General features: G+C 72.0%; 24 protein-coding genes and 2 pseudogenes. 12 read left to right on the forward strand and 14 right to left on the reverse strand.

Features of this window, described 5'->3' with window-relative positions:
* The first annotated feature begins 5 nt into the window (after positions 1-5).
* From B9S57_RS11985 to B9S57_RS12000, 4 genes are read left to right on the forward strand one after another with little or no spacing between them, the layout of a single operon-like run.
* Positions 6-416: a roadblock/LC7 domain-containing protein gene (locus tag B9S57_RS11985; RefSeq protein WP_103515535.1), complete on the forward strand. Its 411-nt coding sequence runs from the start codon at positions 6-8 to the stop codon at positions 414-416.
* A complete protein-coding gene (locus tag B9S57_RS11990) occupies positions 413-784 on the forward strand; it encodes a DUF742 domain-containing protein (protein ID WP_103515536.1) in 372 nt (123 codons plus the stop codon). Before B9S57_RS11985 ends, B9S57_RS11990 begins: the two co-directional genes overlap by 4 nt.
* Positions 765-1,373: an ATP/GTP-binding protein gene (locus B9S57_RS11995; RefSeq protein ID WP_103515537.1), complete on the forward strand. Its 609-nt coding sequence runs from the start codon at positions 765-767 to the stop codon at positions 1,371-1,373. The genes B9S57_RS11990 and B9S57_RS11995 overlap by 20 nt, the downstream gene beginning before the upstream one ends.
* Complete coding sequence (locus B9S57_RS12000) at positions 1,370-2,635, forward strand: cytochrome P450 (RefSeq protein ID WP_103515538.1); 1,266 nt, start codon at positions 1,370-1,372, stop codon at positions 2,633-2,635. The genes B9S57_RS11995 and B9S57_RS12000 overlap by 4 nt, the downstream gene beginning before the upstream one ends.
* A 91-nt stretch (positions 2,636-2,726) precedes the next feature.
* Here the strand turns inward: B9S57_RS12000 and B9S57_RS12005 are convergent, their stop codons facing one another.
* Both B9S57_RS12005 and B9S57_RS12010 read right to left on the reverse strand, forming a co-directional pair.
* On the reverse strand, positions 2,727-3,758 hold the full coding sequence (locus tag B9S57_RS12005) for a 7-epi-alpha-eudesmol synthase (protein ID WP_103515539.1): 1,032 nt from the start codon (positions 3,756-3,758) through the stop codon (positions 2,727-2,729).
* Positions 3,759-4,219: 461 nt separating this feature from the next.
* Entirely contained in the window at positions 4,220-4,648 is a 429-nt protein-coding gene (locus tag B9S57_RS12010; protein ID WP_103515540.1) for a pyridoxamine 5'-phosphate oxidase family protein, read from the reverse strand.
* 274 nt (positions 4,649-4,922) lie between these two features.
* On the opposite strand from B9S57_RS12010, the gene B9S57_RS12015 reads away from it, so the two are divergent.
* A complete protein-coding gene (locus B9S57_RS12015; protein WP_103515541.1) occupies positions 4,923-5,396 on the forward strand; it encodes a GNAT family N-acetyltransferase in 474 nt (157 codons plus the stop codon).
* A 65-nt stretch (positions 5,397-5,461) separates the two neighbouring features.
* Here B9S57_RS12015 and B9S57_RS12020 read toward each other — a convergent pair whose 3' ends face one another.
* The 3 genes from B9S57_RS12020 to B9S57_RS12030 form a co-directional block, all read right to left on the reverse strand.
* On the reverse strand, positions 5,462-6,364 hold the full coding sequence (locus B9S57_RS12020) for a glycosyltransferase family 2 protein (RefSeq protein ID WP_103515542.1): 903 nt from the start codon (positions 6,362-6,364) through the stop codon (positions 5,462-5,464).
* A 77-nt stretch (positions 6,365-6,441) separates the two neighbouring features.
* Positions 6,442-7,023: a GNAT family N-acetyltransferase gene (locus tag B9S57_RS12025; RefSeq protein ID WP_103515543.1), complete on the reverse strand. Its 582-nt coding sequence runs from the start codon at positions 7,021-7,023 to the stop codon at positions 6,442-6,444.
* A gap of 44 nt (positions 7,024-7,067) precedes the next feature.
* Entirely contained in the window at positions 7,068-8,516 is a 1,449-nt protein-coding gene (locus B9S57_RS12030; protein WP_103515544.1) for an MFS transporter, read from the reverse strand.
* Positions 8,517-8,621: 105 nt separating this feature from the next.
* On the opposite strand from B9S57_RS12030, the gene B9S57_RS12035 reads away from it, so the two are divergent.
* Positions 8,622-9,233 (forward strand): TetR/AcrR family transcriptional regulator, encoded by a 612-nt coding sequence (locus B9S57_RS12035; RefSeq protein WP_103515545.1) that lies wholly within the window; start codon positions 8,622-8,624, stop codon positions 9,231-9,233.
* Between the two features lie 116 nt (positions 9,234-9,349).
* Positions 9,350-9,553: pseudogene (locus B9S57_RS12040) on the forward strand (aldo/keto reductase); the annotation flags it as partial.
* Between the two features lie 34 nt (positions 9,554-9,587).
* Here the strand turns inward: B9S57_RS12040 and B9S57_RS12045 are convergent.
* The 3 genes from B9S57_RS12045 to B9S57_RS12055 form a co-directional block, all read right to left on the reverse strand.
* Positions 9,588-10,442: a PhzF family phenazine biosynthesis protein gene (locus B9S57_RS12045; protein WP_103515546.1), complete on the reverse strand. Its 855-nt coding sequence runs from the start codon at positions 10,440-10,442 to the stop codon at positions 9,588-9,590.
* Positions 10,443-10,588: 146 nt separating this feature from the next.
* The gene (locus B9S57_RS12050; RefSeq protein WP_103515547.1) at positions 10,589-11,053 is read right to left on the reverse strand and encodes a lamin tail domain-containing protein; all 465 of its coding nucleotides are present in this window, start codon (positions 11,051-11,053) and stop codon (positions 10,589-10,591) included.
* Positions 11,054-11,190: 137 nt separating this feature from the next.
* Entirely contained in the window at positions 11,191-11,946 is a 756-nt protein-coding gene (locus B9S57_RS12055) for an SDR family oxidoreductase (RefSeq protein WP_103515548.1), read from the reverse strand.
* 142 nt (positions 11,947-12,088) lie between these two features.
* Between B9S57_RS12055 and B9S57_RS12060 the strand changes: the two genes are divergently transcribed.
* Positions 12,089-13,756, forward strand: a complete 1,668-nt coding sequence (locus tag B9S57_RS12060; protein WP_103515549.1) for an alkaline phosphatase — start codon at positions 12,089-12,091, stop codon at positions 13,754-13,756.
* Positions 13,757-13,775: 19 nt separating this feature from the next.
* Here the strand turns inward: B9S57_RS12060 and B9S57_RS12065 are convergent, their stop codons facing one another.
* Positions 13,776-14,783 (reverse strand): Gfo/Idh/MocA family protein, encoded by a 1,008-nt coding sequence (locus B9S57_RS12065; protein ID WP_103515550.1) that lies wholly within the window; start codon positions 14,781-14,783, stop codon positions 13,776-13,778.
* An 85-nt stretch (positions 14,784-14,868) separates the two neighbouring features.
* On the opposite strand from B9S57_RS12065, the gene B9S57_RS12070 reads away from it, so the two are divergent.
* Positions 14,869-16,260 carry a Bcr/CflA family multidrug efflux MFS transporter gene (locus B9S57_RS12070; RefSeq protein ID WP_103515551.1) on the forward strand — a complete coding sequence of 464 codons (1,392 nt, stop codon included), beginning with the start codon at positions 14,869-14,871 and terminating at the stop codon, positions 16,258-16,260.
* Between the two features lie 31 nt (positions 16,261-16,291).
* Here the strand turns inward: B9S57_RS12070 and B9S57_RS12075 are convergent, their stop codons facing one another.
* Positions 16,292-17,605 carry a hypothetical protein gene (locus B9S57_RS12075; protein WP_103515552.1) on the reverse strand — a complete coding sequence of 438 codons (1,314 nt, stop codon included), beginning with the start codon at positions 17,603-17,605 and terminating at the stop codon, positions 16,292-16,294.
* A 166-nt stretch (positions 17,606-17,771) separates the two neighbouring features.
* Between B9S57_RS12075 and B9S57_RS12080 the strand changes: the two genes are divergently transcribed.
* Complete coding sequence (locus B9S57_RS12080) at positions 17,772-18,767, forward strand: small ribosomal subunit Rsm22 family protein (protein WP_103515553.1); 996 nt, start codon at positions 17,772-17,774, stop codon at positions 18,765-18,767.
* A 4-nt stretch (positions 18,768-18,771) separates the two neighbouring features.
* Here the strand turns inward: B9S57_RS12080 and ddaH are convergent.
* Positions 18,772-19,653, reverse strand: a pseudogene (ddaH, locus tag B9S57_RS12085) (dimethylargininase); the annotation flags it as partial.
* A gap of 163 nt (positions 19,654-19,816) precedes the next feature.
* On the opposite strand from ddaH, the gene B9S57_RS12090 reads away from it, so the two are divergent.
* Complete coding sequence (locus B9S57_RS12090; protein WP_103515554.1) at positions 19,817-20,446, forward strand: TetR/AcrR family transcriptional regulator; 630 nt, start codon at positions 19,817-19,819, stop codon at positions 20,444-20,446.
* Between the two features lie 142 nt (positions 20,447-20,588).
* Entirely contained in the window at positions 20,589-21,332 is a 744-nt protein-coding gene (locus B9S57_RS12095) for a bifunctional DNA primase/polymerase (RefSeq protein WP_103515555.1), read from the forward strand.
* 44 nt (positions 21,333-21,376) lie between these two features.
* Here the strand turns inward: B9S57_RS12095 and B9S57_RS12100 are convergent, their stop codons facing one another.
* The 3 genes from B9S57_RS12100 to efeB form a co-directional block, all read right to left on the reverse strand.
* Positions 21,377-22,375 carry a hypothetical protein gene (locus tag B9S57_RS12100; protein WP_103515556.1) on the reverse strand — a complete coding sequence of 333 codons (999 nt, stop codon included), beginning with the start codon at positions 22,373-22,375 and terminating at the stop codon, positions 21,377-21,379.
* Positions 22,287-23,222, reverse strand: a complete 936-nt coding sequence (efeU, locus tag B9S57_RS12105; protein WP_103515557.1) for an iron uptake transporter permease EfeU — start codon at positions 23,220-23,222, stop codon at positions 22,287-22,289. Before efeU ends, B9S57_RS12100 begins: the two co-directional genes overlap by 89 nt.
* 22 nt (positions 23,223-23,244) lie before the next feature.
* Positions 23,245-24,343, reverse strand: a 1,099-nt coding sequence (efeB, locus tag B9S57_RS12110) for an iron uptake transporter deferrochelatase/peroxidase subunit (RefSeq protein ID WP_103515559.1), incomplete at its 5' end; no start/stop codon positions are given.

Genomic DNA, 24,343 nt, shown 5'->3' on the forward strand with positions numbered 1-24,343 from the left:
TTCACATGACGCAACAGGGAACCGACGTGAGCTGGGCGCTCCGGGATCTGACGGAGAGCATCCGGGAGATCCGCTTCGCCCTCGTGGCCTCCAGCGACGGCAAGGCCATCACGTCCTACGGCGCCGACGACCCGGACGACGTGGACCGCTTCGCCGCCGTGGTCGCGGGACTGCAGGCGCTCGCCCAGCCCGTCGCCGAGCAGTTCCCCACGTACGCGGGGCAGCTCCGGCTGGCGATGATCGAGGTCGACGGCGGCCATCTCTTCGTGGTGCGGGCCGGTGTGGAGACGTACCTCGGGGTCCTCGCCAGGGAAGGGCTCGACCAGGGCCTCCTCGGCCATCAGATGAGAGACCTGGCGCGAAGGATGGGTGAGCTCCTCGGCACCAGCCCGCGCCTGGAGGAGCACTCTGGATGAGTGGTCCCCGCCGGCCCACGGACCCGCCCGGTCTCGAGCGGTACTACGTCCTCACCGGGGGGCGCAGCGGACCGGAGGGTTCGGCGTCGACCCTGGACGTGGCGACCCTCGTCATCTCCCGTGCCGCAGCCGAGCCCGGCCTGCAGCACGAGCACGAGGAGATCCTCCGGCGCTGCCGCGATCCGCTGTCGGTGGCCGAACTCGGCGCCCATCTCGGATTGCCCTTCAACATTCTCGCGGTGCTCCTGGCCGATCTGCTGGACGCAGGCCGCGTCGAGGCCCGCGATCCCATCCCGGCGTCAGGAGCCGGCCGCGGGCCCGACCTCGCGCTCCTTGAGGAGGTACTCAGTGGACTTCAAAGGCTTTGACCATCCCGGCCGGCAGACGGCCTCAGGCGGCACCCGCTCGGTCAAGGTGATGATCGCCGGAGGGTTCGGCACCGGGAAGACCACCCTGGTGCGCTCGGTGAGCGACATCAAGCCCCTCACGACCGAGGAGACGCTGACCCAGGCCAGCGTGGACGTCGACGACCTGATCGGGGTGGCGGACAAGCAGGAGACCACCGTCAGCCTCGACTTCGGCAAGATCGGCATCAACGAGGAGCTGGTGCTCTACCTGTTCGGGACCCCCGGACAGGAGCGCTTCTGGTTCCTGTGGAACGGCCTGTTCAAGGGCGCCCTGGGGGCCGTGGTCCTGGTGGACACCCGGCGGCTGGCCTCCAGCTTCCGGGCCATCGAGGAGATGGAGCGGCAGGACGTGCCGTTCGTCATCGCCCTGAACGTCTTCCCCGACTCCAAGGACCACCCGGTCGAGGAGATCCGGGACGCCCTGGACATTTCCGAGCACACCCCCGTCGTGACCTGCGACGCCCGTGACCGGGCCTCGAGCCGGGACGTGCTGATCGCGCTGATACGCCATCTCAAGGAACGCTCGGCCGTCGCACTGGAGCCCCGATGACCGACGACCGTCCGGCGAACGGCACGGACACCACCCGCGGCTGCCCCGTCATGCACGGCGGCACCGACGGTCCCACCCGTCTGTACGGGCCGGACGCCGCGGTCGATCCGCAGGGCATCTACGGACGGCTGCGCAAGGAACACGGGGCCGTGGCGCCCGTCCTCCTGGAGGGGGACGTCCGCGCCTGGCTGGTCCTCGGCTACCGCGAGAGCCGGCGTGTGCTCGACAACCCGCTCCAGTTCAGCCGGGACTCCCGCATCTGGCGCGACTGGAACGAGGGGGGCGTCGAGGAGACCTCGCCGCTGATCCAGATGCTCGGCTGGCGTCCCGACTGCGTGTCCCAGGACGGCGAACCGCACCGCAGGCTGCGCAGGGCCGTCACCGACAACCTGGACACCCTCGCGGGGCGCGGTATCCGGCGCCATGTCACGCACTTCGCGAACAAGCAGATCGACGCGTTCGCCGAGAAGGGCGGCGCGGACCTGGTCGGCGACTACGCCGAGTACCTGCCGATGCTCGTGCTGACGCGGCTGTTCGGGCTCCCGGCCGCCGAGGGCCGCAGCCTCGCCGTCTCCTGCGCCCAGGTCATCAAGGGCGGGCCGGACGCCATGGCCCACAACGACCGCATCATGGAGATCCTGGGAGGGCTCGCCGAGCGCAAGCGGGCCGAGCCCGGCCCCGACTTCACCACAGGGCTGCTCGGCCACGACGCGGGGCTCGACGAGGGCGAGATCCTCAGCCATCTGCGGCTGGTGCTGATCACCGCGCACACCACGACCAGCAATCTGCTGGCCCGGGTGCTGGAGCTGATCCTCACCGAATCCTCCCGCCTCGCGGGACTCGTCAGCGGCCAGCGAGCCGTCTCCGAGGTCGTCGAGGAGGTCATGTGGAACACCCCGCCGCTGTCGGTCCTCCCGGGCCGTTTCGCGACGGCGGACCTCGAACTCGGGGGTACGCAGATCAAGGAGGGTGACCTGCTGGTGCTGGGGCTCGCCGCGGGGAACCTCGACCCGGACATCCGGCCCGACGCCGGCGTCTCCGTGCACGGCAACCAGTCGCACCTGGCGTTCAGCGGCGGACCGCACGAGTGCCCCGGCCAGAACATCGGCCAGGCCATCATCGAGATCGCCGTCGACGTCCTGCTGCACCGACTGCCCGGGCTCCGTCTGGCCGTGCCCGCCGGTGAACTGACCTCGACCGCCTCCACCTGGGAAGCGCGTCTGGACACCCTCCCGGTCGCGTTCGCCCCGCAGCCCGGCTGAGTCCGGCCACTCCGCCCCGAACCGGCACCCCGTCCCGCCCGAGCACCCCGTCCCGCCCGGCCGAGCCTTCCGGCCGGGCGGGACCGGTGTGTCAGACGGCGAGCAGATCGTCCAGCGACCCGCGTCCCGCCAGCTCCGCCGTCGCCGCCGGGCCCTCCTTCGCGGCGGAGTAGCGGCCGGAGGTCAGCGCCCACTCGTAGTTGCCGCTGATCCAGTGCTGGATGGCCTCGACGCCCATCCGCACCTGGTCGCGCTGCTCGGTCCCGAGACCGAGCTCCTCGCACATCACCGGTACGTGTGCCTCGAGTGCGAGGTACTCGTCGAGGCACTCCGTGGTCATCCGGTAGGCCTCGTCCGCGGCCTGCTCCCAGGTGCCGCCGCGCTCACGGTGCAGTACGGCGATGAGGTTGTGGCCGTCACCCCGGCGCTTCTCGCGCTCGAAGGAGTGGATGTCGTTCATGAACCCGATCGTGTCCGCGGCCAGGTCCCGCATCCTGACCATCAGGTCGTGCGCCTGGACCTGGGCCGGAACCTCGAAGCCGCGGCTGCGTTCACCCGCGTCGATGCTGTGGTGGATGCCCACGGTGCGGCGGCGGAACTCCGCGTACTCCTCTATGCCGAGCGTCCCGGCACGGCCCTCGGCCGCCAGGTCCACCTCCTCGGTGTGCGCCACGAGGAAACGGCCCCAGGAGGCGGCGAACCGCGATCGCCAGGTCAGGGACATGCCATCCGAGAGCTGGCCCCACACCTCGGCCCAGGCGGTGGTGATCGGGCAGACCACGCGCGGTGCCGTCCCGGCGGGACGCAGCGGGGTGGCTATCAGCTCCCGTGCGACCTCGGCCACGCGGTCCGCGCGGTCGGGGCTTCCGGCGTCGAACTGGTCGTCGAAGAGGAAGGCCAGGGAGAACCAGTTCATCAGGACGACCATGTCGTCGGCCGAGGCGTAGGGGTACGTCCGCGCCGCCGCCTGGGGGAGGTCCCAGGACTGGTACTCCTCGAACCCCGCCTGGCTCCGCACCAGGCCCATCTCCCAGACCCAGCGCAGATGGCGCTCGCGTGCGTGGGCGAGGTGCTCGCTGACCGGGGCCTCGAAGGGGAGGTCGAATGTGACGTCCTGCGGCATGGGTGTCCTCTCTTGAGACGATTCACAGGCCCCCCGCCCTGCGACAGGGCGATCGGGATTGACGCCCATTGACTCGAAGTGCACGTTTTGGGGCAAAAATTGACGCCTCATCATGTGCGACCTGAGGCTGCCCAGAGCCTAAACGATCTATGCCGCAAGATCAGTACGAAGAAATACTTACCGGAATCAGAGCTTCCCCCGGTGCCCGGGAGGGCGGAAATGGCGGGATCGAGCCGAATTGTTCCGTGACGTCGGCCCGGATCGCCGGAGGTCTCCCGGTGCGGGCGGTCGCCACGCCGGCCCGGCGCGCCCGGCGCCCGGGGGTCCGGCCCGCACCCGTCGGTGACGCCACGACGGGTGCGGGCCGTCAGGATCGGTCGGGGCGCTCGGACCGCACCCGGGTCCGGAGGCTCGGACCGCACCCGGGTCCGGAGGCTCGGACCGCACCCAGGTCCGGACGCTCAGACCGCGCCCAGGTCCGAACTGAGCCAGCGCTGGGGACGCATGTGGATGACGACCTGCTCGCCGTGTTCCCTCCAGGCGAAGTCGACGTACCCCTCGACCTTCTCGGCCGGGAGGTAGCGCGACGACAGCTCGACCAGTTGCTCCCGGGTGGCGGGGAGCGTGGCGACCACGGGCCCCTCGACGGAGACGTAGCGGACGGTGGGCGAGACGCGCTCGACCATCATGCTGAAGCGGCCCGCCGCGGCGATGGAGGTCCCCTTGCGGGAGTCGCGGCCCGTCATGATCCACAGGTCGCCACCGGGCTCGTACCGGTACCAGATCGGCACGGTGATCGGGGCCCGCCCCTCCTCCGGCGCGGCCACGGCCAGCGCGGCGACGTGCGGTTCGGCCAGAAACTGCTCTCGCTCCGTGCGGGTCAGTGCCACAGCTGGACTCCTCGAGTGGGCGGTCGGCTTGCCTCAGGCGCATTATGCAACGTTCGTCCCGGCCCGGCCCGGGAGTCACACACCGTCCCGGCCAATTCTCCGGTCCCGTCGGCTCCGCCTCTCGTGGGTGCGCCGCCGGCGCCGCACCCTCGCCCGCGCCCCGACGGCGGGGCGGAGGGCACGGCGTCCCGGCCTCCAGCGGTGACGGACCGCTGGCGCCGGCGAACGCCCCTGATATACCTGTGCGTTCACACCGGCGAGGAGGAGCGACAGGATGGCTCAGGACACGGCTGCACGGCTGCGGACGGCGGTCGCCGGGGACGCGGAGGAGATCACCCGTGTCTTCCTCGCCTCACGGGCCGCGGCGCTGCCCGGTCTCGCACAGGTGCACAGCGACGAGGACACGCTCGCCTGGATCACGCATGTCCTGCTGCCCGGCACCGAGACATGGGTGGCCGAGGGGGAGGCGGGGGAGCTGCTGGGCTTCGCTGCCCTGGACGGGGATGAGCTCGACCAGCTCTACCTGCGGCCGGACGCCCTGCGGCGGGGCATCGGCACGCGTCTGCTGGAGCAGGTCAAGGAGGCCTCGCGCGGGGAGCTGAGCCTGTACACCTTCCAGCGCAACACCGGTGCCCGCGCCTTCTACGAGCGGCACGGCTTCGTCGCCGTGGCCTACGACGACGGCAGCCGCAACGAGGAGAGGGAGCCGGACGTGCTCTACCGGTGGACCGCGGACGGGCGGCCCTGAACGGTCGGACGGCCCGGCGGGACAGTCATCTGCCCGGCGGGACAGTCATCTGCCCGGCGGGGCGGTCAGATGACCGGCGGGCGGCCCAGGCGCGTCATCCGCCACACCGTGCGCCAGCGCATCGGCCTGCGCTCGCCGCACCCGGTGCGCACCCCCTCGGCGAATCCGGCCGCCCAGGCGCGCAGGCCGGGGACCGAGCGGATGCGTGCGAGGGTGAGCAGGAGCCAGGTGCCCAGGTAGACCGGGACCAGGAGGAAGGGCAGGTTGCGGCGGGCCAGCCAGACGCGGTTGCGGGCCGTCATGCGGTAGTAGACCGCGTGCCGCGCCGGCGACGTCCTGGGGTGCTGGAGCAGCAGGCGCGGCTCGTAGAGGATCTTCCAGCCCGCCTCGAGCGCCCGCCAGGACAGATCGGTCTCCTCGTGGGTGAAGAAGAACTCGGCCGGCCAGAGGCCCGTCCCGGCGAGCATCTCCAGGGAGAGCGCGTGGCCGCCGCCGAGGAACGAGGTGACGGGTCCGCCGCGCATCGGGTCCTTGGCCCGGAGGCGCGGAACGTGCCGGCGCTGGGTCTCCCCCTCCTCGTCGGCGATGCGGAAGCCCACGACGCCGAGGCGCGGATCGGCGGCGTACAGCTCCTGGACCGTGCGGAACACGTCCTTCTCCACCAGGAGGCCGTCGTCGTCCAGCTCGATCACCACGTCCACGTCGCCGAAACCGGCGAGCACCTCCAGGGCCTCGTTGCGGCCGCCGGGGCAGCCCAGGTTCTCGTCGAGTTCGAGGAGCGTCACACCGCCGTCGAGGTCCGTCAGGCCGGGGAACGAGGCGTAGTCCGGAAGGGGTGAGCCGTTGCCCACGATCACCACGCGGGCGGGCCGCACGTCCTGCACGGCCACCGACGCCAGGAGTGCCTCGACCTGCTGCGGGCGGTCCCCCATGGTCACGATGGCTACGCCGACGCGTGGTACGGACAAGGCTCGGCTCTCCCGGGGTTTCGGCTGCTGCTGCACCGCGGTCCTGCCGCGGTGCCCGCGATCGTAACGTCTCGTGTTCAGCTTCCGGTGGGCGCCCGGTCACCAGCAGGACCGTCGCCGTTCAGCCGGGCGTACACGAGCATGTCCCGGCGCCGTCCCCCGATCTCCTGCCAGCCGCGCAGCAGTCCCTCACGCCGGTAGCCGGCACTCTCGGCGGTCCGTACGGAGGCCGTGTTCCACGGCTCGACGAACAGCTGGACCCGGGGGATGTCCAGCTCGTGCAGGGCCCAGGTGGTGACCGTGCGCAGGGCCGCTCCGGCGACTCCCTGGCGGCGGGCCGGTGTCGTCATCCAGTAGCCGAGCGACGCCCTGCCCTCGGCGGCGTCCGCGAGCCAGAGTCCGATGGAGCCGACCGGCCGCCGGTCCCGGGTGCGGGCGATGGTGAACGGATACCCGGTCCCGGTGGCCGCCCGTTGCCACTGGCGTCTGACGTAGGCTTCGGCCGCCTCGTCGGAGTAGGGCGAGGGGATGGTGGTGATCTGGGGGATGTAGTCGTCCACCGCCGCCTCGCGGATGAGGGGCAGGTCGCTCATCTCCCAGGGGCGGAGGACGAAATCCGCGCCGGCGGTCATGCTGGGGACGGTCAGCGGTTGTGCCATGGGCGTCATCCTGCCGCGCCCGCGGCCCGCCGTCTCGACCCGACTCACCCGGCGGGCGTACGGCTGCCGGACCGGCCGGAAGACACCCCGGCGAGCAGGGCGCCCGCGAGGACCAGCACCGAGTTGACGAGGACCGCCGTCGAGACGCCGGACAGGACCGCGTCGGGCCCGGTGTCCGTCCCCGTCCGGGCGGTGACGATCGCGCTCATCACGGGGATGCCCAGGGTGATCCCGACCTGCTGGGTCATGGTGGCCAGCCCGGTGGCCGGTCCCTGGTCCTCGTCGGGGAGCCCGGAGGTGGCGGTGACCATGAAGCCCACGATCATCAGCATGTTGCCGACGCCTCCCACGAAGGTCGCTGCGAGCAGGAGTGCGATCCAGCCGCCGGAGGTGCCGAGCGCCACCAGCGACAGGGTGGCGGCGGCCTGGACGATTCCGCCCGTGACGATGGTGCGCCGGCTGCCGAACCGGCCCACCGCGTGCCCGCCCAGCATGCCGCCGATCACGGTGCCGATGCCCAGGACGCCGAAGGCGAGGCCGGTGGCGAGAGGGGAGTAGCCGAGGACCTCCTGGAGGTAGAGCGTCAGCAGGAAGACCAGGGACGTCTCGGTGACGAAGGCGATCAGCCCGGTCGCGTTGCCCCGCACGACGCTGCGCCGCCGGATGACGCGGACGGGGACCAGGGGCGCGGCGGCACGCTTCTCGACGAACCAGAACCCGACGAGGAGCACGGCGCCCACGAGCAGCGCGGTCAGGGTGGTGGGCGTGGTCCAGCCGGACTCGCCCGCCTGCGTCAGTCCGAAGACGAGCAGCAGCAGGCCGCCGGTGACGGTGGCGGCGCCCGGCAGATCGAGCTTGGGCCGCCCGGCCGGCCGCGAGTCGGTGATCAGGGACGGGGCGAGTGCGACGACCAGTGCGGCGACGGGGACGTTGACGAAGAAGGCCCAGCGCCAGGAGAGCAGGTCGGTGAGCAGGCCGCCGAGTATCGCCCCCGCCGTGAATCCGGCGGACATCAGGGCGCCGTTGAGGCCGAGGGCACGCTCGCGCAGCGGTCCCTCCTTGAACGCCGTGGTCAGCAGCGCGAGTCCGGCCGGGGTGACGGCCGCCGTGGCCAGCCCCTGCAGGACGCGTGCGGTGAGCAGGACCTCGGGCGAGGTGGCGAACCCGCCGAGCGCCGACGAGAGGCCGAGGACGGCCATCCCGCCGGTGAACAGGCGCTTGCGGCCGACGAGATCGGCGACGCGCCCGAACAGCAGGGTGAATCCGGCGGCGGCGAGGGCGAAGGAGGTGGCGATCCACTGGAGGTGGGCGAGGGAGAATCCGAGGCCCTCGCCGACGGCGGGCAGGGCGACGTTCAGGATCGAGAAGTCCACAGCGATCATGAACTGCGCACCGAGGAGGAGGGCGAGCACGAGCTTCTGCCGACCGGTCATGCGGACCGGCGGTGTCCGAGGAGGCGTGGTGGCGGGTGCCGTGCTGCTGGATATGGACATGGGGTGCCCTTCCTGGGAGTCCCGGAGCGCTAACGGTTCTTTGGTTCCGTTAGGGTGGGGCCACCGTAGCAGGGGGAGGGTCATTAATGGAACTGGAGGCCCGTTATGGGTGCTGACGATGTGGAGCCGGGCACGGTCCGGCCCGGTGGGCGGACGGCCCGGGTGCGGGAGTCCGTGCTGCGCGCCGCCGGCGACGCACTGGTCGAACAGGGCTTCGACCGGCTCGACCTCGCCGATGTCGCCCGTCGTGCCGAGGTCGGCAAGACGACGGTCTACCGGCGCTGGTCCACCACGGCCGGGCTGGTTGCCGACCTGCTGACGGACATGGCGGAGCAGTCCGTCCCTCGCACGGACACGGGCTCCCTGGACGAGGACCTCAGGGCCAACGCCCGGCTGGTGGTGCGGACGCTGACCGACCCGCGCCAGGGCCCGCTCTTCTCCGCCGTCGTCGCGGCGGCGACGTGCGACGCCCGCACGGCCGAGGCCCTGCACCGCTTCTACGCGGTACGCGTCGGGGAGTGGTCCGGCTGTGTCGAGGCGGCGGTCGGGCGGGGGGAGCTGCCCCGGGGCACCGACGCCCGCGAGGTCGTCCGGGCCGTGTCCGCGCCCCTCTACTACCGACTGCTGGCCAGTGGCGACCCCCTGGACGAGGCCGCCGCCGACCGGGCGGCCGAGGCGGCGGCCGTGGCGGCGAGGGCGGGGGTGTACGTGGTCTGAGCGCGGGTCCGCGCGCACGGGGCGCGGGTCCTGCCGCAGGCCGACGAGGCCCGTCGGGCGGCCGGGGCGCGGGTCGCTTGACTTCTCGTGCACTCCAACTCGTAGCTTCTGCGGCCATGCAGACAGACACGGATTGGCAGAAGAGGACACTGGGCCGCAGCGGGATCGACACCGGCGCGCTCGGCTTCGGGTGCTGGGCCATCGGGGGCGAGTGGTCGACGCCCGACGGCGGCCCGCTCGGCTGGGGCGCGGTCGACGACGAGGAGTCGGTGGCGGCGATCCACCGGGCGCTCGACCTCGGGGTGCGGTTCTTCGGCACTCACCTGAGGGAGAGGCCGGGCGGGCCGGGCCTGATCAGCTGATGCGGGTCCCCGTCCCGCTCACCCTGACCCGCGCGTCACCGGGCCGCAGTTCGACGGTGAGCGTGCCGGGGCGGCCCATGTCGGTGCCCTGGTGCAGGGTCAGGACCGCGTCCTCGGGGACGAGGCCCTGCTCGCGGGCGTACGCGCCGAAGGCCGCTGCCGCGGCGCCCGTCGCGGGATCCTCGACCACGCCGCCCACCGGGAACGGGTCGCGGACGTGGAAGACCGTGCCGGACTCCCGCCACACCAGCTGAACCGTCGTCAGGTCCAGTGCGCGCATGAGGGCTTCCAGGCGGGCGAAGTCGTACGAGAGGTCCGCCAGCCGTTCCCGGGTCGCGGCGGCCAGCACCAGGTGGCGGGCCCCGGCGTAGGCGATGCGCGGGGGGAGCGAGGGGTCCAGGTCGGCGGCCGGCCAGTCCAGTGCGGCGAGGGCCTCGGCCACGGACTCCGGGGAGGCGTCCGTGGTGTGCGGCTCGACGCTGGTGAGGGTGGCGCGCAGCTCACCGCCCTCGCGGGTCACGGTGACCGGTACCGTGCCCGCCTGCGTGGAGAACACCAGGTCGCCCGGGCCGTCCCGCTCGGCGAGCGCGATGGCGGTGGCCACTGTGGCGTGGCCGCAGAAGGGGACTTCGGCCTTCGGGCTGAAGTAGCGGACGGTGTGTCCGCCCCGGCCGTCCGGCGCCGTGAGGAACGCGGACTCGCTGTACCCCAGCTCGGCTGCCACGGCGAGCATCGACGCGTCGTCGAGCCCGGAGGCGTCCAGGACGACTCCGGCCGGGTTGCCCCCGTCGGGGTCTGTGGAGAAGGCGGTGTAGCGGAGGACTTCGGCGCCGGGGTGTGAGCTCATGTCGCACGTCAACCGAGGCGTGCGGGCGGGCATTCCCGGAGACGTCCGGGAAGGGTGCGCACGGGGGTGGCCCGGGGCCCTGACTCCCCGGGCCACCCCCTGGCCGCTCCACGGACCCCCCGGCCGCGGCGGCGCGTTCACTGCGGTCAGTGGCAGACCTTCACGCCGGTGCCCTTGCCCCAGGAGCAGGAGTCCAGCAGCGTGCCGCTCGGCTTGACGAGCCGGGCCTTGTCGCCGGTGTTGTTCCAGACGTACGAGCCGCGGTTCCCGTACACGTGCGCCCCGGAGTTCCTGCCCTTGCCGGTGTGCACCCGGACCGTCTTCCCGGCGGCCACGGTGAAGGAGGGGAAGGTGTACGTGTAACCGGTGTTGTCCTTCAGCTTGTAGCCCTTGAGCTGCAGCGCGGACTTCCCGTTGTTGTGGATGTCCACGTACTCGGCGACCAGGGACGTGTTCGTCCGGGTGTCCTTGCCGGGGCTGTCGTACTGGATCTTGCCGAGGTGCAGCCCGCCCTGGTGGGAGGCCGCCGAGGCCGGGGCCGTGGCGAGGAGCGAGCCGGCCAGTGCGGTGGCGGCGGCCAGGGCGAGGGGCGCGGCGGTGCGTATGCGCATACTGTGTGGTCCTTCTGTGTTCATCCGGTGAAGATCAGCAGCATACGGGCAGCACGCGCTTGCCCGGACTCAAAGGCGTAAATTCACATATCCCTTCATTCCAGGGTGAGTTACGGGCCGGCGCGGACCGAACTGGATCAGCCTCGGCCGACGTACGGCATGGCCGTCGCCAGCACCGTCGCGAACTGCACATTGGCCTCCAGCGGCAGCTCCGCCATGTGCAGGACCGTCCGTGCCACGTCGGCCGCCGCCATCACCGGCTCGGCGACGACCTCGCCGTTGGCCTGGAGGACCCCCGCGCTCATCCGCTCGGTCATGTCGGTGGCCGCGTTGCCGATGTCGATCTGCCCGCAGGCGATCCGGTACGGCCGCCCGTCCAGCGACAGCGACTTCGTCAGCCCGGTCACCGCGTGCTTGGTCGCCGTGTAGGCGAGGGAGTGCGGACGCGGCGCGTGGGCTGAGATCGAGCCGTTGTTGATGATCCGGCCGCCCTGCGGGTCCTGTTCCTTCATCAGGCGGTACGCCGCCTGGGCGCAGAGGAACGTCCCCGTGAGGTTGACGTCGACCACCGTCCGCCAGTCCTCGTACGCGAGGTCCTCGACCGGGGTGGGGCCCGGCCCGAACGTCCCCGCGTTGTTGAAGAGCAGGTCGAGCCGGCCGAAACGGTCCCGCACGGCGGCGAAGAGCGCGGCCACCCCCTCCGGGTCGCTCACATCGGTGGGCAGGCGCACCGTGGAGCCCGGACCGGCCGCGGCGGCCGTCTCCTCCAGGGCCGGGGCCCGGCGCCCTGCCAGGGCCACCGTCCAGCCCTCACCCGTGAGAGTGAGGGCGACCGCCCTGCCGATCCCCGATCCGGCACCCGTGACGACAGCGATTTTCTGCTCAGCGTTCATGGCCCGGCAGCGTACGGGAGGTTTCCGGGCGGCCTGCACCCGGTGCTCATCGCACCGCCATACGGATGTTGTGTACGTGCCAACGAGAAGTCGTCGCCCCGCACTCCAATGCCTCTGACAACATCCGGCAGGGGAGGGGCATATGACACCCGCACAGATCAGCAGGACGCCCGGCCAGGGCGGCCATTCCGACGAGCTGCGCGCCGCCGCGCGGCGGCTCGGATCCGGTGTGGGGCGCCGCCGCTTCCTCACGGTCACCGGCGCGGCGGCCGCACTGGCCTTCAGCGCCGGCCTGCCCGGCGCGGGCACGGCCGCCGCCGCCGAGCTCGACGCCCGGAAGATCACCGAGGACCCCTTCACCCTCGGTGTCGCGTCCGGGGACCCGCAGCCGGAGTCCGTGCTCCTGTGGACGAGACTCGCACCCCGCCCCTACGAGGCCGACGGCGGGCTGCCCGCCGAGCGCGTCGAGGTCCGCTGGGAGATCGCCCGCGACGAACGCTTCCGGCGCGTCGTCCGGCGCGGGTCCACCACGGCCCACCCCGAGTTCGGCCACAGCGTCCACGTGGACGTGGGCGGTCTCGACCCCGACCGGGGCTTCTACTACCGCTTCCGCACGGGCGCCTGGACCAGTCCCACCGGACGCACCCGCACCGCGCCCTCCCGCGGCGCCCGCAACAGCTCGCTGACGCTGGCCGCCGTCTCCTGCCAGGCGTACCACGCCGGTTACTTCACCGCCTACAAGCACCTCGCGGACGAGGACGTCGACGTGGTCTTCCACCTCGGCGACTACCTCTACGAGTACGCGGTCACCGCCGTCGGCGGGGCCCGCAACTACACCGACCGCGTCCTGCCGGACCACTACAACCGGGAGACGCTGACGCTGGAGGACTACCGCATGCGGTACGGCCTCTACAAGTCCGACCCCGACCTGCGCGCCGCCCACGCCGCGCACCCCTTCGTCGTCACCTGGGACGACCACGAGACCGAGAACAACTACGCGGGCGACATCCCGGAGAACAGCGTCCCGCCGGAGGAGTTCCTGCTCCGCAGGGCCGCCGCCTACCGCGCGTACTGGGAGAACCAGCCGCTCCGTGCCCCGCAGCGCCCCACCGGCCCGGACATGCGCCTCTACCGCCGCCTGCAGTTCGGCCGGCTCGCACAGTTCGACATCCTCGACACCCGCCAGTACCGCAGCAACCAGGCGTACGGCGACGGCTGGAAGGTCCCCGGACCGGAGTCCGAGGACCCGTCTCGCACCATGACAGGCGCCGCCCAGGAACGCTGGCTGCTCGACGGCTGGAAGAGCTCGGACGCCCGGTGGAACGTCGTGCCGCAGCAGGTCACCTTCGCCCGGCGGCGCGACGTGCCGTCCGACGCCTACAAGCTGTCCATGGACTCGTGGGACGGCTACCCCGCCTCCCGGCAGCGGATCATGGACGGCGCCGAGGCCGCCGGGGTCGACAACCTGATGGTCCTGACCGGCGACGTGCACGTCGGTTACGGCTTCGACCTCAAGAAGGACTTCGACGACCCGGCGTCCCGCACCGTCGGCACGGAGATCGTGGCCACCTCGATCACCAGCGGAGGCGACGGCGCGGAGAAGCCCGCCAACTGGAACAACCTGACCCAGGCCAACCCGCACCTGAAGTTCTACAACGGCCGCCGCGGCTACGCGCTCGTCACCCTCGGCAGGGACGAGGCGCGTGCCGACTTCCGTACGGTCTCCGGCGTCACCACGCCCGGTGCGCCGCTCTCCACGGCCGGCTCCTTCGTGACCGAGGCCGGGAACCCGGGGCTCACCCCCGCGTGATCCCGGCCTCCGCGCGAGGTCAGGCGCGGACGTCCGCCGGATAGCGGACGCCGACGCGGTCACGGACCGCGTCGAGCGTCCGCATCACGGCGAGCGAACCCTCCAGCGGCACCAGCGGGGACTCCTTCTCGCCCGCCAGCAGGGCGCGCGTCACCTCGGCGGCCTCGTACTGCATGCCGGAGAGGCCCTGCGGCCCGGGGCCCGTGACGACGGTCTCGGGCTCACGGCCCGGCCGGTGCAGGACGAAGCTCTCCGGGTGGAAGAAGCCCTGCGGGAAGTCGATCCGCCCCGCCGTGCCCGTGACGGACGCCGTGGTCGGCAGGTCGCCCACGATCGAGCAGCTCAGCAGCGCCGTGGCCCCCGACTCCCAGCCCAGCAGCATCCCGGTGTTCAGGTCGACGCCCTCCGGCGAGAGCAGCGCGTCCGCCTGCACCCGGTCCGGCTCGCCCAGCAGCAGCTGCGCGAACGACACCGGGTACACCCCGAGGTCCAGGAGCGCACCGCCGCCCAGTGCGGGGTCGCGCAGCCGGTGCTCCGCCCCGAAGGTGCCCGCGAAGCCGAAGTCGGCCTGCACCGTGCGGATCTCGCCGATCGCGCCGTCCCGCACCAGCTCGGTCATCCGGCGGATGAGGGGATTGCAGTACGTCCACATGGCTTCCATCAGGAACAGCCCGCGCTGCCGGGCCAGCTCCACCAGCTCCCGCGCCTCACGCTCGTTGAGCGTGAACGCCTTCTCGCACAGCACGTGCTTCCCGGCCTCCAGCGCGAGCCCGGCCGCCTCCCGGTGCGCGGAGTGCGGGGTGGCGACGTAGACGACGTCGACGCCCTCGTCCGCGGCGAGCTCCGCCCACGTGCCGTACGCCCGCTCGATCCCGAACCGGTCGGCGAACGCCTTCGCGGAGGCCACCGTGCGGGAGGCCACCGCCACGACCTCGGCACCGGAGTCCTTCATCGCCAGCAGGTCCCCCGTGAAGGTCGCGGCTATGCCGCCCGTCGCCAGTACACCCCAACGCACAGTCCCACTCATGCCCGCCCGCTCCCACGCAAAAAGGTATCGACCACTACGGCTGACCTGAGAGCATAGATGCGGATTCAACGAAGCGGAGACGAGGATGCCGGACAGCGGCGCGAGCCGGGCCCAGCAGGTGCACGACCCCATACCGACGAACAGCGAGGGCGCCGCACTCGGCGCCCAGGCCACAGCCACCCCCACCGCCGCGGGTGTCCCGGCCATCTCCACGACCATGGCGCCGGGCATCCCGGCAGCCTCCACGACCACCGCACGGCGGGCCGGAATCCTGGTCACGCTGGTGCTGGGCGGGCTCACCGCACTGCCGCCCCTCTCGATGGACATGTACCTCCCGGCACTCCCGGAGGTCACCGGCGCGCTGCACGCGCCGGCCGCGACGGTCCAGCTCACCCTGACCGCCTGCCTCACCGGCATGGCGCTCGGCCAGCTCGTCGTCGGACCCATGAGCGACCGCTGGGGCCGGCGCACGCCGCTGCTCCTCGGCATGATCGTCTACGTGTTCGCCACGGCGATCTGCGCGATCGCCCCCACCGCGGAACTCCTCATCGGCTTCCGGCTCCTCCAGGGCCTGGCCGGCGCGGCGGGCATCGTGATCTCCCGGGCCGTCGTCCGTGACCTCTACGACGGCGACGAGATGGCCCGGTTCTTCTCCACCCTGATGCTGATCTCGGGAGTCGCCCCCGTCGTCGCGCCCGTGATCGGCGGTCAGGTCCTGCAGTTCACCGACTGGCGGGGCATCTTCGTCGTCCTCACCCTCGTCGGGGTCCTGCTGACCCTGGTCGTCTGGAAGTGGCTCCACGAGACGCTCCCCCCGGAGCGGCGCCACACCGGCGGGGTCGGCGACGCTCTGCGCACCATGCGCGGGCTGCTGGCCGACCGGGTGTTCACCGGCTACATGATCGCGGGCAGCCTCGCCTTCGCCGCGCTCTTCGCCTACGTGAGCGCCTCGCCGTTCGTCGTCCAGGAGATCTACGGGGCGTCGCCGCAGACCTTCAGCCTGCTCTTCGGGATCAACTCCATCGGGCTGATCACCGTCGGCCAGATCAACGGCAAGCTGCTCGTCGGGCGGGTCAGCCTGGACAAGGCGCTCGGCTTCGGCCTCGCCGTCATCTCCGTCGCGGCGGCCGCCCTGCTGCTGATGACGTCCGGGGTCTTCGGCGAGGTCGGCCTGCTGCCGGTGGCCGCCGGACTGTTCGTGCTCATGTCCGCCATGGGCCTGGCGATGCCGAACACCAACACCCAGGCGCTGATGCGCACGAAGCACGCGGCGGGCTCCGCCTCCGCCCTGCTGGGGACCTCCCAGTTCCTCATCGGGGCCATCGCGTCCCCGCTGGTCGGGATCGCGGGCGAACAGACCGCCGTACCGATGGCCGTGGTCCAGGTGGTCTGCGCCCTCTCCGCGGTGGTGTGCTTCCTGCTGCTCTGCCGTCCCTGGCAGAACAAGGGCGGCACGCGGCAGCCGCTGCCGAAGTGACCGGCGGCTGGCCGGGCGGGTCCCGGCCGGCTCAGCCCACGCGGGGATAGCCCAGCAGGTGCAGGCGGTCCGTGCGGTCCGTCCAGCGGAAGACGCCCACGCCGGAGGCCTCCGCCTCCGGCAGACGCGTGTTCGGGGCCAGCGCCTCGATGTCCCCGGTCGTGAAACTCATCGAGACCGGGCCGCCCCCGTCTCCCTCCAGGGCCTCGTCCGCGTCACGCGCGGTCGTGGCGCCGTAGGCGCTGCCCCCGTCCGTCACCGACGCGAGCGTCAGCCGCGCCGACCCGTCGTCCTCCTCGAAGCAGAACGCCTTCCGTTCCCGCAGGTCGAAGGCGAGGTTCCCCGCCACCAGGTAACGGCCCGAGGGCGAGACGACGGCCTGCGGATAGCTCCCCGGCTCCATGGCAGGCCTGTGGCACTCCACCGAGGCGGCGGGCTTCCCTGTGGCCGCGTCGTGGACCGCCCACAGCTGATGGGTGGCGGCCCGCTCCGCCCCCTTCGCGAGCTGCCACTTCGCCAGGACCAGCCCCGGTGCCACCGCGGTCGGCACCCCGCTCGCGGGGTTCGCGCCCTTCGGGGCGGTCTTCCGGCTGAACCAGCCGCCGCGCACCCAGAACTCGCGTGCGCCGCTCAGCAGCAGCCCCTCGGCCGTCTGCCCGCGCACCTCGGTGAGCTGCCTGCAGGCCGTGCAGCCCTTCGGATATGTCACCGCGGACGCGGGAATCCTCGACACCTCGCCGCTGACCGGGTCCACGACCGCGCTGTTCACCCCGCCGTCGTTGATCAGGATGCCCGGTCCCGTCGCCGTGACGGTGGGCGCGCCGGTCCACGGCACCTCGACGCGCCGGCGCTCGCCGTCCACCACGTCGTACACGTCGAGGGAGAGGAAGGTCCTCGCCGGCGTGAGACCGTCGCCGGTCCTCCCGAACGACCAGGTCACGAAGTACTGGCGGTCGTCCTTGGCGACGGTGAGCAGCTTCGGGAAGCGCTGCGGCTCCAGCGGCCGCCAGGCCTCGCCGCTCCAGCCCGCCCGTCCTGTCCCCGGGTCGAGGGTCCGCAGCCGGTAGCGGTCGCCGGGGGCCTTGACCAGATAGGCCAGCCGTCCCGTCGTGTGCGAGAGGGCGTAGTCGGGCCCCGTGCCGGAGACCTCCCAGCCGTGCGCCGTCGTGTACCCCGGGGGGACGTTCAGCCGCGTCGCGGGGCCCGTGCTCCTCCTCGGGGGTTTCTCCGCCCCGACTCCGCCCTTCGTGTCGCCCCCGCCGCCCCCACAGGTGGCCAGGAGCAGGAGGAGGGCCAGGAGGAGTACCCCGCCCACCAGCGCCAGGCGCACGATCCTCTGTCTCATGGTCCCCCCCGATGAGCCAAGTCCTGAGCCATCCCCGTTGCGGCGTCGGCCAGCGTAGCAACGGGCCTGTGGAGGCGCGGAGTTCGGCTCCGGGGCTGCTCCGTCGGGGTCCGTCGCCGGTCCACCGGGCTGCGGGCGGAGGGGCCGTTGCGCCTACAATTCGGCGGTGAACGCCACCCTCCCCACCTCGGAAGCCCTCCGTGCGGCGCTGGCCGCCCTGCTCGACGGACTGCCTCCGAAGCAGGCCGCGCTGGCCGTCGACCGGCTGATCGCCAGCTACCGCGGGACGACCCCCACCGACGCCCCGATCCTGCGGGACCGCTCGGACGTCGCCGCCTACGCCGCGTACCGGATGCCCGCGACGTTCGAGGCCGTACGGTCGTGCCTCGCCGCACTCCGCGAGGCCGCGCCGGACTGGGTGCCCGCCACCCACACCGACATCGGGGGCGGCACGGGCGCAGCGAGCTGGGCGGTGGCCGGGGCCTGGGACGGGGCCCGTACGACCGTCCTGGACTGGTCGGAGCCCGCCCTCGCGCTGGGCCGTGAACTGGCCGAGGCGTCCGGCGTCCCCGGGCTGCGGGCCGCCACCTGGGAACGGGCGCGGATCGGAGTGTCACCGGATCCGGACCCCGCGGCCCTGGTGACCGTCTCCTACGTACTCAAGGAGCTCACCCCGAAGGACCGGGCCGCGGTGGTGGACGCCGCGGCGGCCGCCGGGCAGGCCGTGGTGATCGTGGAGCCGGGCACCCCCGACGGCTACGACCGCGTCATCGAGGCCCGCGAGCGGCTGATCGCCGCCGGCATGGGGATCGCCGCACCCTGCCCGCACGACGAGGCCTGCCCCATCGAGCGCGGTACGGACTGGTGTCACTTCTCCGCACGGGTCAGCCGCTCCTCCCTGCACCGGCAGGTCAAGGGAGGCTCGCTCAGCCACGAGGACGAGAAGTTCAGCTATGTCGTGGCGACCCGCTTCCCCACCGTCCCCGCGGGTGCCCGTGTCACCCGCAGGCCCCAGATCCGCAAGGGGCAGGTGCTGCTGGAGCTGTGCACGAAGGACGAGGGCCTGCGGCGCGACACGGTCACCAAGCGGCACGGTGCGCTCTACCGTGCCGCCCGGGACACCGCGTGGGGCGACGCCTGGCCGCCGCCCGGGGAGGACTAGGCCCTCACGTCCGGGCCGTGCCGGGCTCGCGGGGCCCGGACGAAAGACCCTGGCCCCGCAGCTCCTGCGTGCAGCACTTCACGCTGCCGCCGCCCTTGAGCAGCTCGCCCAGATCCATCGGCACCGGTTCGAAGCCCCGGTCGCGCAGTGGGTCGAAGAGCCCTGTGGCGGCCTGCGGGAGCAGGACGTGGCGGCCGTCGCTGACCGCGTTGAGGCCCAGCCTCGCGGCGTCCGCCTCACCGGCCAGCAGGGCGTCGGGGAAGAGCCGGGCCAGCACGGACCGGCTGCCCGGCGAGAAGGCCCCGGGGTAGTACATGATCTCGTCGGCCGCGTCGTCGAGGACGCACAGGGCCGTGTCCAGGTGGTAGTAGCGCGGGTCCACCAGGTCGAGGCCGATCACCGGCCGTCCGAAGAACTCCTGGGCCTCGTCGTGGGAGAGCGGACTGGACCGGAATCCGCGCCCGGCCAGCAGGTACGAGGCGGTCACCGCGAAGTCGCCCTCGCCCTCGTTGACATGGGCCGGCTCGTGGATCTCGGTGAATCCGTTGGCCCGGAACCACTCCCGGTGCGCCTCGGCCTCCGCGAACCGCTCACGGTAGGCGAACAGGGCGCCGAGCACCCGGCCGTCGATCACGGTGGCCCCGTTGGCGGCGAACACCATGTCGGGCAGGTCGGGTCGGGGGGTGAGGAGCTCCACGGTGTGGCCCAGGGCCCGGTAGCGGTCGCGCAGGTCCTCCCACTGGGTGGTCGCCAGGGGCAGGTCCACGGGTTTGGACGGGTCCATCCACGGATTGATGGAGTAGGTGACCTCGAAGTGGGCCGGGGCGCACATCAGGTAGCGACGAGGGGTGGCGTCACGGGTCAATGCAGGCTCCTCACGAACGGCGGCCGCTGCCGCGGAACGGTGGGATGCGCACGGGGTGTGTGCGTGAGTTCATGGTGCGCGAACCCGGGCCGCCGCGCTGTGATCCGTTCGGGTGGTTCCTCGGGCGCGGACGGATGGGAGGCAAGACGATACGTATCGGGCCGTGGCCCTCTAGGCTGGCCCGATGTCACCTCACAAGGCTCCCGACTCCAGTCGCCGCAGCGACCGCTCCCGGCGTGCGATCTGCGACGCCGCACTCGCGCTCGTCGGCGAGGTGGGCTACGCGAGAACGACGATCGAGGGGATCGCCGCCCGGGCCGGGGTCGGCAAGCAGACGATCTACCGCTGGTGGCCGTCGAAGGCGGCCGTGCTCCTGGAGGCGTTCCTCGCGGAGAGCACCCGCAGCTCTCAGGAGCTGGGCGAGGCCGGCGAGGACGGCGCGTACCGGATCCCCGACACCGGCGATCTGGCGGCCGACCTGAAACTGGTCCTGCGCGCCACGGTCGACGGGCTGAACGACCCGGTGAGCGCGGCACCCACCCGGGCCCTGGCGGCCGAGGGGATCATCGATCCCGCGCTTGGGGCCCAATTCGTGGAAAACCTGCTCGAACCACAGCTCCAGTTGTATGTCACACGCCTGCGTGCGGCCCAGGAGGCCGGCCAGGTGCGCACGGACATCGATCCTCGGATCGCGCTGGAGCTCCTGATCGCCCCGCTCACCCACCGCTGGCTGCTCAGAACCCTTCCGCTCACCCATGCGTACGCGGACCAGGTCGTCGACCTCACCCTGCGGGGGCTCCTGGTCCGGCCATGAGCCCGACGGAGCATTCCATGACATTCCGCCCGAGTGTGCCGACCTCTGCACCACGGCCCGGGTACCCCGCTTGGAGACTCTGGCCACCCGAGGAGCAGGATGGTGGGACCATGGAGAGGAAACCGCTGAGGTGAGGGGATAGATGGGCGCCGATTCCGGCCGCTATCGCGGCACAGAGGGCAGGATTTCCCAGTGGCTGCGCAGGCGGCCGAAACCACAGCCGGAGGCCGACGACGCGGCCCGGCTGGCGCTGCTCCTGGCCGTCGCCGAGGCAGGAATGCCTGTCTCGCCCGCCGCGCACCCCTCCGGATACCGATGTTCGTGCGAACGCATCGGCTGCCCCACCCCGGCACGGCACCCCGTCTCCTTCGCCTGGCAGACGCAGTCGACGACGGACAGCGCACAGATCGAGCGCTGGGCGGCCAGTCAGCCGCTGGCCAACTTCATCACCGCGACGGGCATGATCCACGACGTCCTCGACGTCCCCCTCTCCGCCGGGCGCGTGGCCCTCGACCGGCTCACCGCCGCCGGGATCGACGTCGGCCCCGTGGCCCAGTCCGGCACCGACCGGATGCTCTTCTTCACCGCCACCCGCGGCACGCCCGACGACGAGGACGAGTGGTGGCCGTGCGAGCTGGACTGCCACCCCGAGACCATGGACGAGCATCCGGGGATGCGCTGGCACTGCCGGGGCAGCTACGTCCTCCTGCCGCCCGCACGGCTCCCCGGTGAGCTGGACGTGCACTGGATCCGCGGACCGGAGAACCCGCTGCCCGACCCGCTGACCCTGCTCGAGATCCTCACCGACGCCTGCACCCGGTACGCGGACACGGCCGACGAGAGCGACCTCGACCACGACTCGGTGGCCTGGCCCCTCAGCCGCTGACCGGGCCGGGCCACAGGGCCCGGGCGCCCTCACGCGTTCGGCGGTCAGGAGCCCTGCGCCGCGACCAGACCGGGCAGCCGGTTCAGCACGCGCACCTTGCCTTCGGCCTCGCCGGCCCCCTTCGTGGGGACGTAGACCAGCTGGCTGGAGACCCGCTCCTTGGTGAGCGTGCTCTTCACCTCTCCGGTCAGCAGCGCCCGCACGTCGGCGGTGACCGTCGGCCGCAGCCCCTCCGCCGCCGTCTGCCGCTCGAAGTGCTTGCTGCTGAAGAAGACCAGTGCCCCGCCGTCCTCCGTCGTCAGCCCCAGCGGGGCGAACGTCCCGGAATCCAGCGCCTGGTCGTCGTACTGGTAGGAGAAGCCGGCCCTGCGGGTGTTCTTCCGTGCGTCCCGCCAGCCCGACGTCATCGACCCCGGGGCGAACACGTCCGGTGCGCCGTCCCTGAGATAGTCCGTGTAGGTGCTGCTCAGCTCCCCCGGAGGGGTGGCCAGCGCCGCGTCCGTCCCCGCCGAGGGCACGGGCTGCGCCCAGCCGTCGGCATCCTTGCGGAACTTCGGGATCTCCGAGGGGGAGGCGACCGCCAGGTAGGAGACCTTCCACGGGGCGTCCGGCCCGGTGCGCACGAACGTCAGCAGCCAGCGGGTGTCCAGCTTCCCGTCGTCCTGGTCCCGGTTGGAGTCGGTGTCCGCGAGGAACCAGCGCGGCCAGCCCGCCTTCCGGGGGATGACGTAGGAGGCGTCGGTCAGCTCCAGCGGCTTGTGGGCCGTGTTGCCCTCCGGGCTGTTCTTCCGCCGCGCGACCAGACCGGCCTGGTTGATCGCGCCGAGCGAACCCGTCACCCGGTCCGCGTCGAGCTCCGGATCGTACGCCTTGTCCGCCTTGTTGTACGCGACGGTGAAGTCCTCCAGGGCCTTCGCGGCCTCCGACTCCGTCGCTCCCGGCACGACTTCCAGCTCACCGTGTACCGTCACGCAGCCGTTCGCCGTCACGACCACTACCGTCGCCGTCGCGAGCCCCGCCGCCAGTCGACCCAGCCTTCTCATCCGTTGCCTTCTGCGCCTTCTGATCCGTCGTCCGCACTGACCGCCTGAACCCTACCGGGGCGAGGAACAGCGCGAGCGTGGGGATGAGATACAGCGCCCACACCGTGACCTGAAGGACGGTCGGATCCGCCTGGAAGTTGAAGACACCCTTGAGCAGGGTGCCGTACCAGCTGTCCGGCGGGATCGTGGCCGTGATGTCGAACGCCTTGTCGCCCAGGCCGCCGAGGAAGCGGGCCTCCTGGAGGTCGTGCACCCCGTAGGCGAGCACCCCCGCCGCGACGACCACGAGCATCCCGCCCGTCCACGTGAAGAACTTCGACAGGTTGATCCTCAGCGCACCCCGGTAGAACAGCCAGCTCAGCACGACGGCGGTCGCGATACCCAGCAGCACTCCGATCAGCGGGGAGGAGGAGCCCTCCCCGCTCGCCCGCACGGAGGCCCAGACGAACAGGGCGGTCTCCAGGCCCTCACGGCCCACCGCCAGGAAGGCCGTGGCGACCAGGGCGCCGGTCCCCATCGCCAGTGCGCTGTCGAGCCTTCCGTGCAGTTCCTTCTTCAGATGCCGCGCGGTGCGCCGCATCCAGAACACCATCCACGTCACCAGCCCCACGGCGATGACCGAGAGCGACCCGCCGAGCGCCTCCTGCGCCTCGAACGTCAGCTCCTGGGAGCCGAATTCGAGCGCGGCGCCGAAGGCCAGGGAGAGCGTGCAGGCGATGGCGATCCCGGTCCACACCGGACGCAGTGCGTCACGGCGTCCGGTCTTGACCAGATAGGCGATGAGGATGCAGACGACCAGGCCGGCTTCGAGGCCCTCCCGCAGGCCGATCAGATAGTTGCCGAACATGGCGGCCCCTCCACGGTGTCGGTCATGAGAACAGCGCCCGGCCCCACCAGTCGTCCGTGTCCCGGACGCCGGGCGGGACGGCGAAGACGGCCGAACCCACGTGCTGGATGTACTCGTTGAGCGCGTCGGATGCCGCGAGGCCGCGCTGCACCGGGATGAAGCCCGTGCGCATGTCCCGCTGGTAGGCGAGGAAGAACAGCCCCGCGTCGAGCCTGCCCAGACCGTCCGTGCCGTCGGTGAAGGAGTAGCCACGGCGCAGGATGGTCGCCCCGTTGTTGGTGTCGGGGTGGGCCAGGCGCACATGGGCGGTCGGCAGCATGGCCTTCAGGAACGGCTCGTCGCGCTCCTTCGCCCTGCCCACCGGCGCGCCCTCGCCCTTGTCCCGGCCGAAGATGTCCTCCTGCTCCTGCAGCGGAGCCCTGTCCCACGTCTCGATGTGCATCCGGATGCGCCGGGCGACCAGGTACGAACCGCCGCTCATCCAGCCGGCGCCGTCGGCGGCGTCCGCCCACACGTGCTTCTTCAGGGCGTCGTCGTCCGTGCCCGAGATGTTCCGGGTGCCGTCCTTGAAGCCCATCATGTTGCGCGGGGTCTGTGAGCCGGGAGTCGTCGAGGACGTCTTGCCGAACCCCAGCTGCGACCAGCGGACGGACGCGCGCCCCATGCCGATCCTGGCGAGGTTCCGGATGGCGTGGACCGCGACCTGCGGGTCGTCCGCGCACGCCTGGACGCACAGATCGCCGCCGCTGCGGGCGGCGTCGAGATTGTCCCCGGGGAACTTGGGCAGATCCACCAGCGCTTCGGGCCGCCGGTCCTCCAGGCCGAAGCGGCCCCCGGCGAAGAGGGAGGGGCCGAAGCCGAGGGTGAGCGTCAGCCGGGACGGCCGCAGGCCCAGCGCCTCGCCGGTGTCGTCCGGCGGAGCCTGTGCCGGGCCCCCGTACGCCCCTTCGCCCACGGCTCGTCCGGCGGTCATCCGCTCGGCGGCGCGGGTCCACTCCCGCAGCAGCGCGACCAGTTCGGCCCGGTCCTGCGTCGTCACGTCGAAGGCGGCGAAGTGCAGCCTGTCCTGCACCGCGGTGGCGATGCCCGCCTGGTGCGTCCCGTGGAAGGGCACGGCGGCG

Origin of the sequence: Streptomyces sp. SM10 (assembly GCF_002910915.1) — a bacterium.
In the GTDB taxonomy this organism is placed as follows: Bacteria; Actinomycetota; Actinomycetes; order Streptomycetales; family Streptomycetaceae; genus Streptomyces.

Bases quoted from the DNA above. Each gene is read 5' to 3' on its own strand.
- B9S57_RS12090 (WP_103515554.1), top strand. From the start codon at position 19,817: ATGTCACCTCACAAGGCTCCCGACTCCAGTCGCCGCAGCGACCGCTCC.
- B9S57_RS11990 (WP_103515536.1), top strand. From the start codon at position 413: ATGAGTGGTCCCCGCCGGCCCACGGACCCGCCCGGTCTCGAGCGGTAC.
- B9S57_RS12015 (WP_103515541.1), top strand. From the start codon at position 4,923: ATGGCTCAGGACACGGCTGCACGGCTGCGGACGGCGGTCGCCGGGGAC.
- B9S57_RS12095 (WP_103515555.1), top strand. From the start codon at position 20,589: ATGGGCGCCGATTCCGGCCGCTATCGCGGCACAGAGGGCAGGATTTCC.
- B9S57_RS12035 (WP_103515545.1), top strand. From the start codon at position 8,622: ATGGGTGCTGACGATGTGGAGCCGGGCACGGTCCGGCCCGGTGGGCGG.
- B9S57_RS12055 (WP_103515548.1), bottom strand. From the start codon at position 11,946: ATGAACGCTGAGCAGAAAATCGCTGTCGTCACGGGTGCCGGATCGGGG.
- efeU (WP_103515557.1), bottom strand. From the start codon at position 23,222: ATGTTCGGCAACTATCTGATCGGCCTGCGGGAGGGCCTCGAAGCCGGC.
- B9S57_RS12030 (WP_103515544.1), bottom strand. From the start codon at position 8,516: ATGTCCATATCCAGCAGCACGGCACCCGCCACCACGCCTCCTCGGACA.
- B9S57_RS12050 (WP_103515547.1), bottom strand. From the start codon at position 11,053: ATGCGCATACGCACCGCCGCGCCCCTCGCCCTGGCCGCCGCCACCGCA.
- B9S57_RS12100 (WP_103515556.1), bottom strand. From the start codon at position 22,375: ATGAGAAGGCTGGGTCGACTGGCGGCGGGGCTCGCGACGGCGACGGTA.
- B9S57_RS12070 (WP_103515551.1), top strand. From the start codon at position 14,869: ATGCCGGACAGCGGCGCGAGCCGGGCCCAGCAGGTGCACGACCCCATA.
- B9S57_RS12060 (WP_103515549.1), top strand. From the start codon at position 12,089: ATGACACCCGCACAGATCAGCAGGACGCCCGGCCAGGGCGGCCATTCC.
- B9S57_RS11985 (WP_103515535.1), top strand. From the start codon at position 6: ATGACGCAACAGGGAACCGACGTGAGCTGGGCGCTCCGGGATCTGACG.
- B9S57_RS12065 (WP_103515550.1), bottom strand. From the start codon at position 14,783: ATGAGTGGGACTGTGCGTTGGGGTGTACTGGCGACGGGCGGCATAGCC.
- B9S57_RS12075 (WP_103515552.1), bottom strand. From the start codon at position 17,605: ATGAGACAGAGGATCGTGCGCCTGGCGCTGGTGGGCGGGGTACTCCTC.
- B9S57_RS12000 (WP_103515538.1), top strand. From the start codon at position 1,370: ATGACCGACGACCGTCCGGCGAACGGCACGGACACCACCCGCGGCTGC.
- B9S57_RS12045 (WP_103515546.1), bottom strand. From the start codon at position 10,442: ATGAGCTCACACCCCGGCGCCGAAGTCCTCCGCTACACCGCCTTCTCC.
- B9S57_RS12025 (WP_103515543.1), bottom strand. From the start codon at position 7,023: ATGGCACAACCGCTGACCGTCCCCAGCATGACCGCCGGCGCGGATTTC.
- B9S57_RS12005 (WP_103515539.1), bottom strand. From the start codon at position 3,758: ATGCCGCAGGACGTCACATTCGACCTCCCCTTCGAGGCCCCGGTCAGC.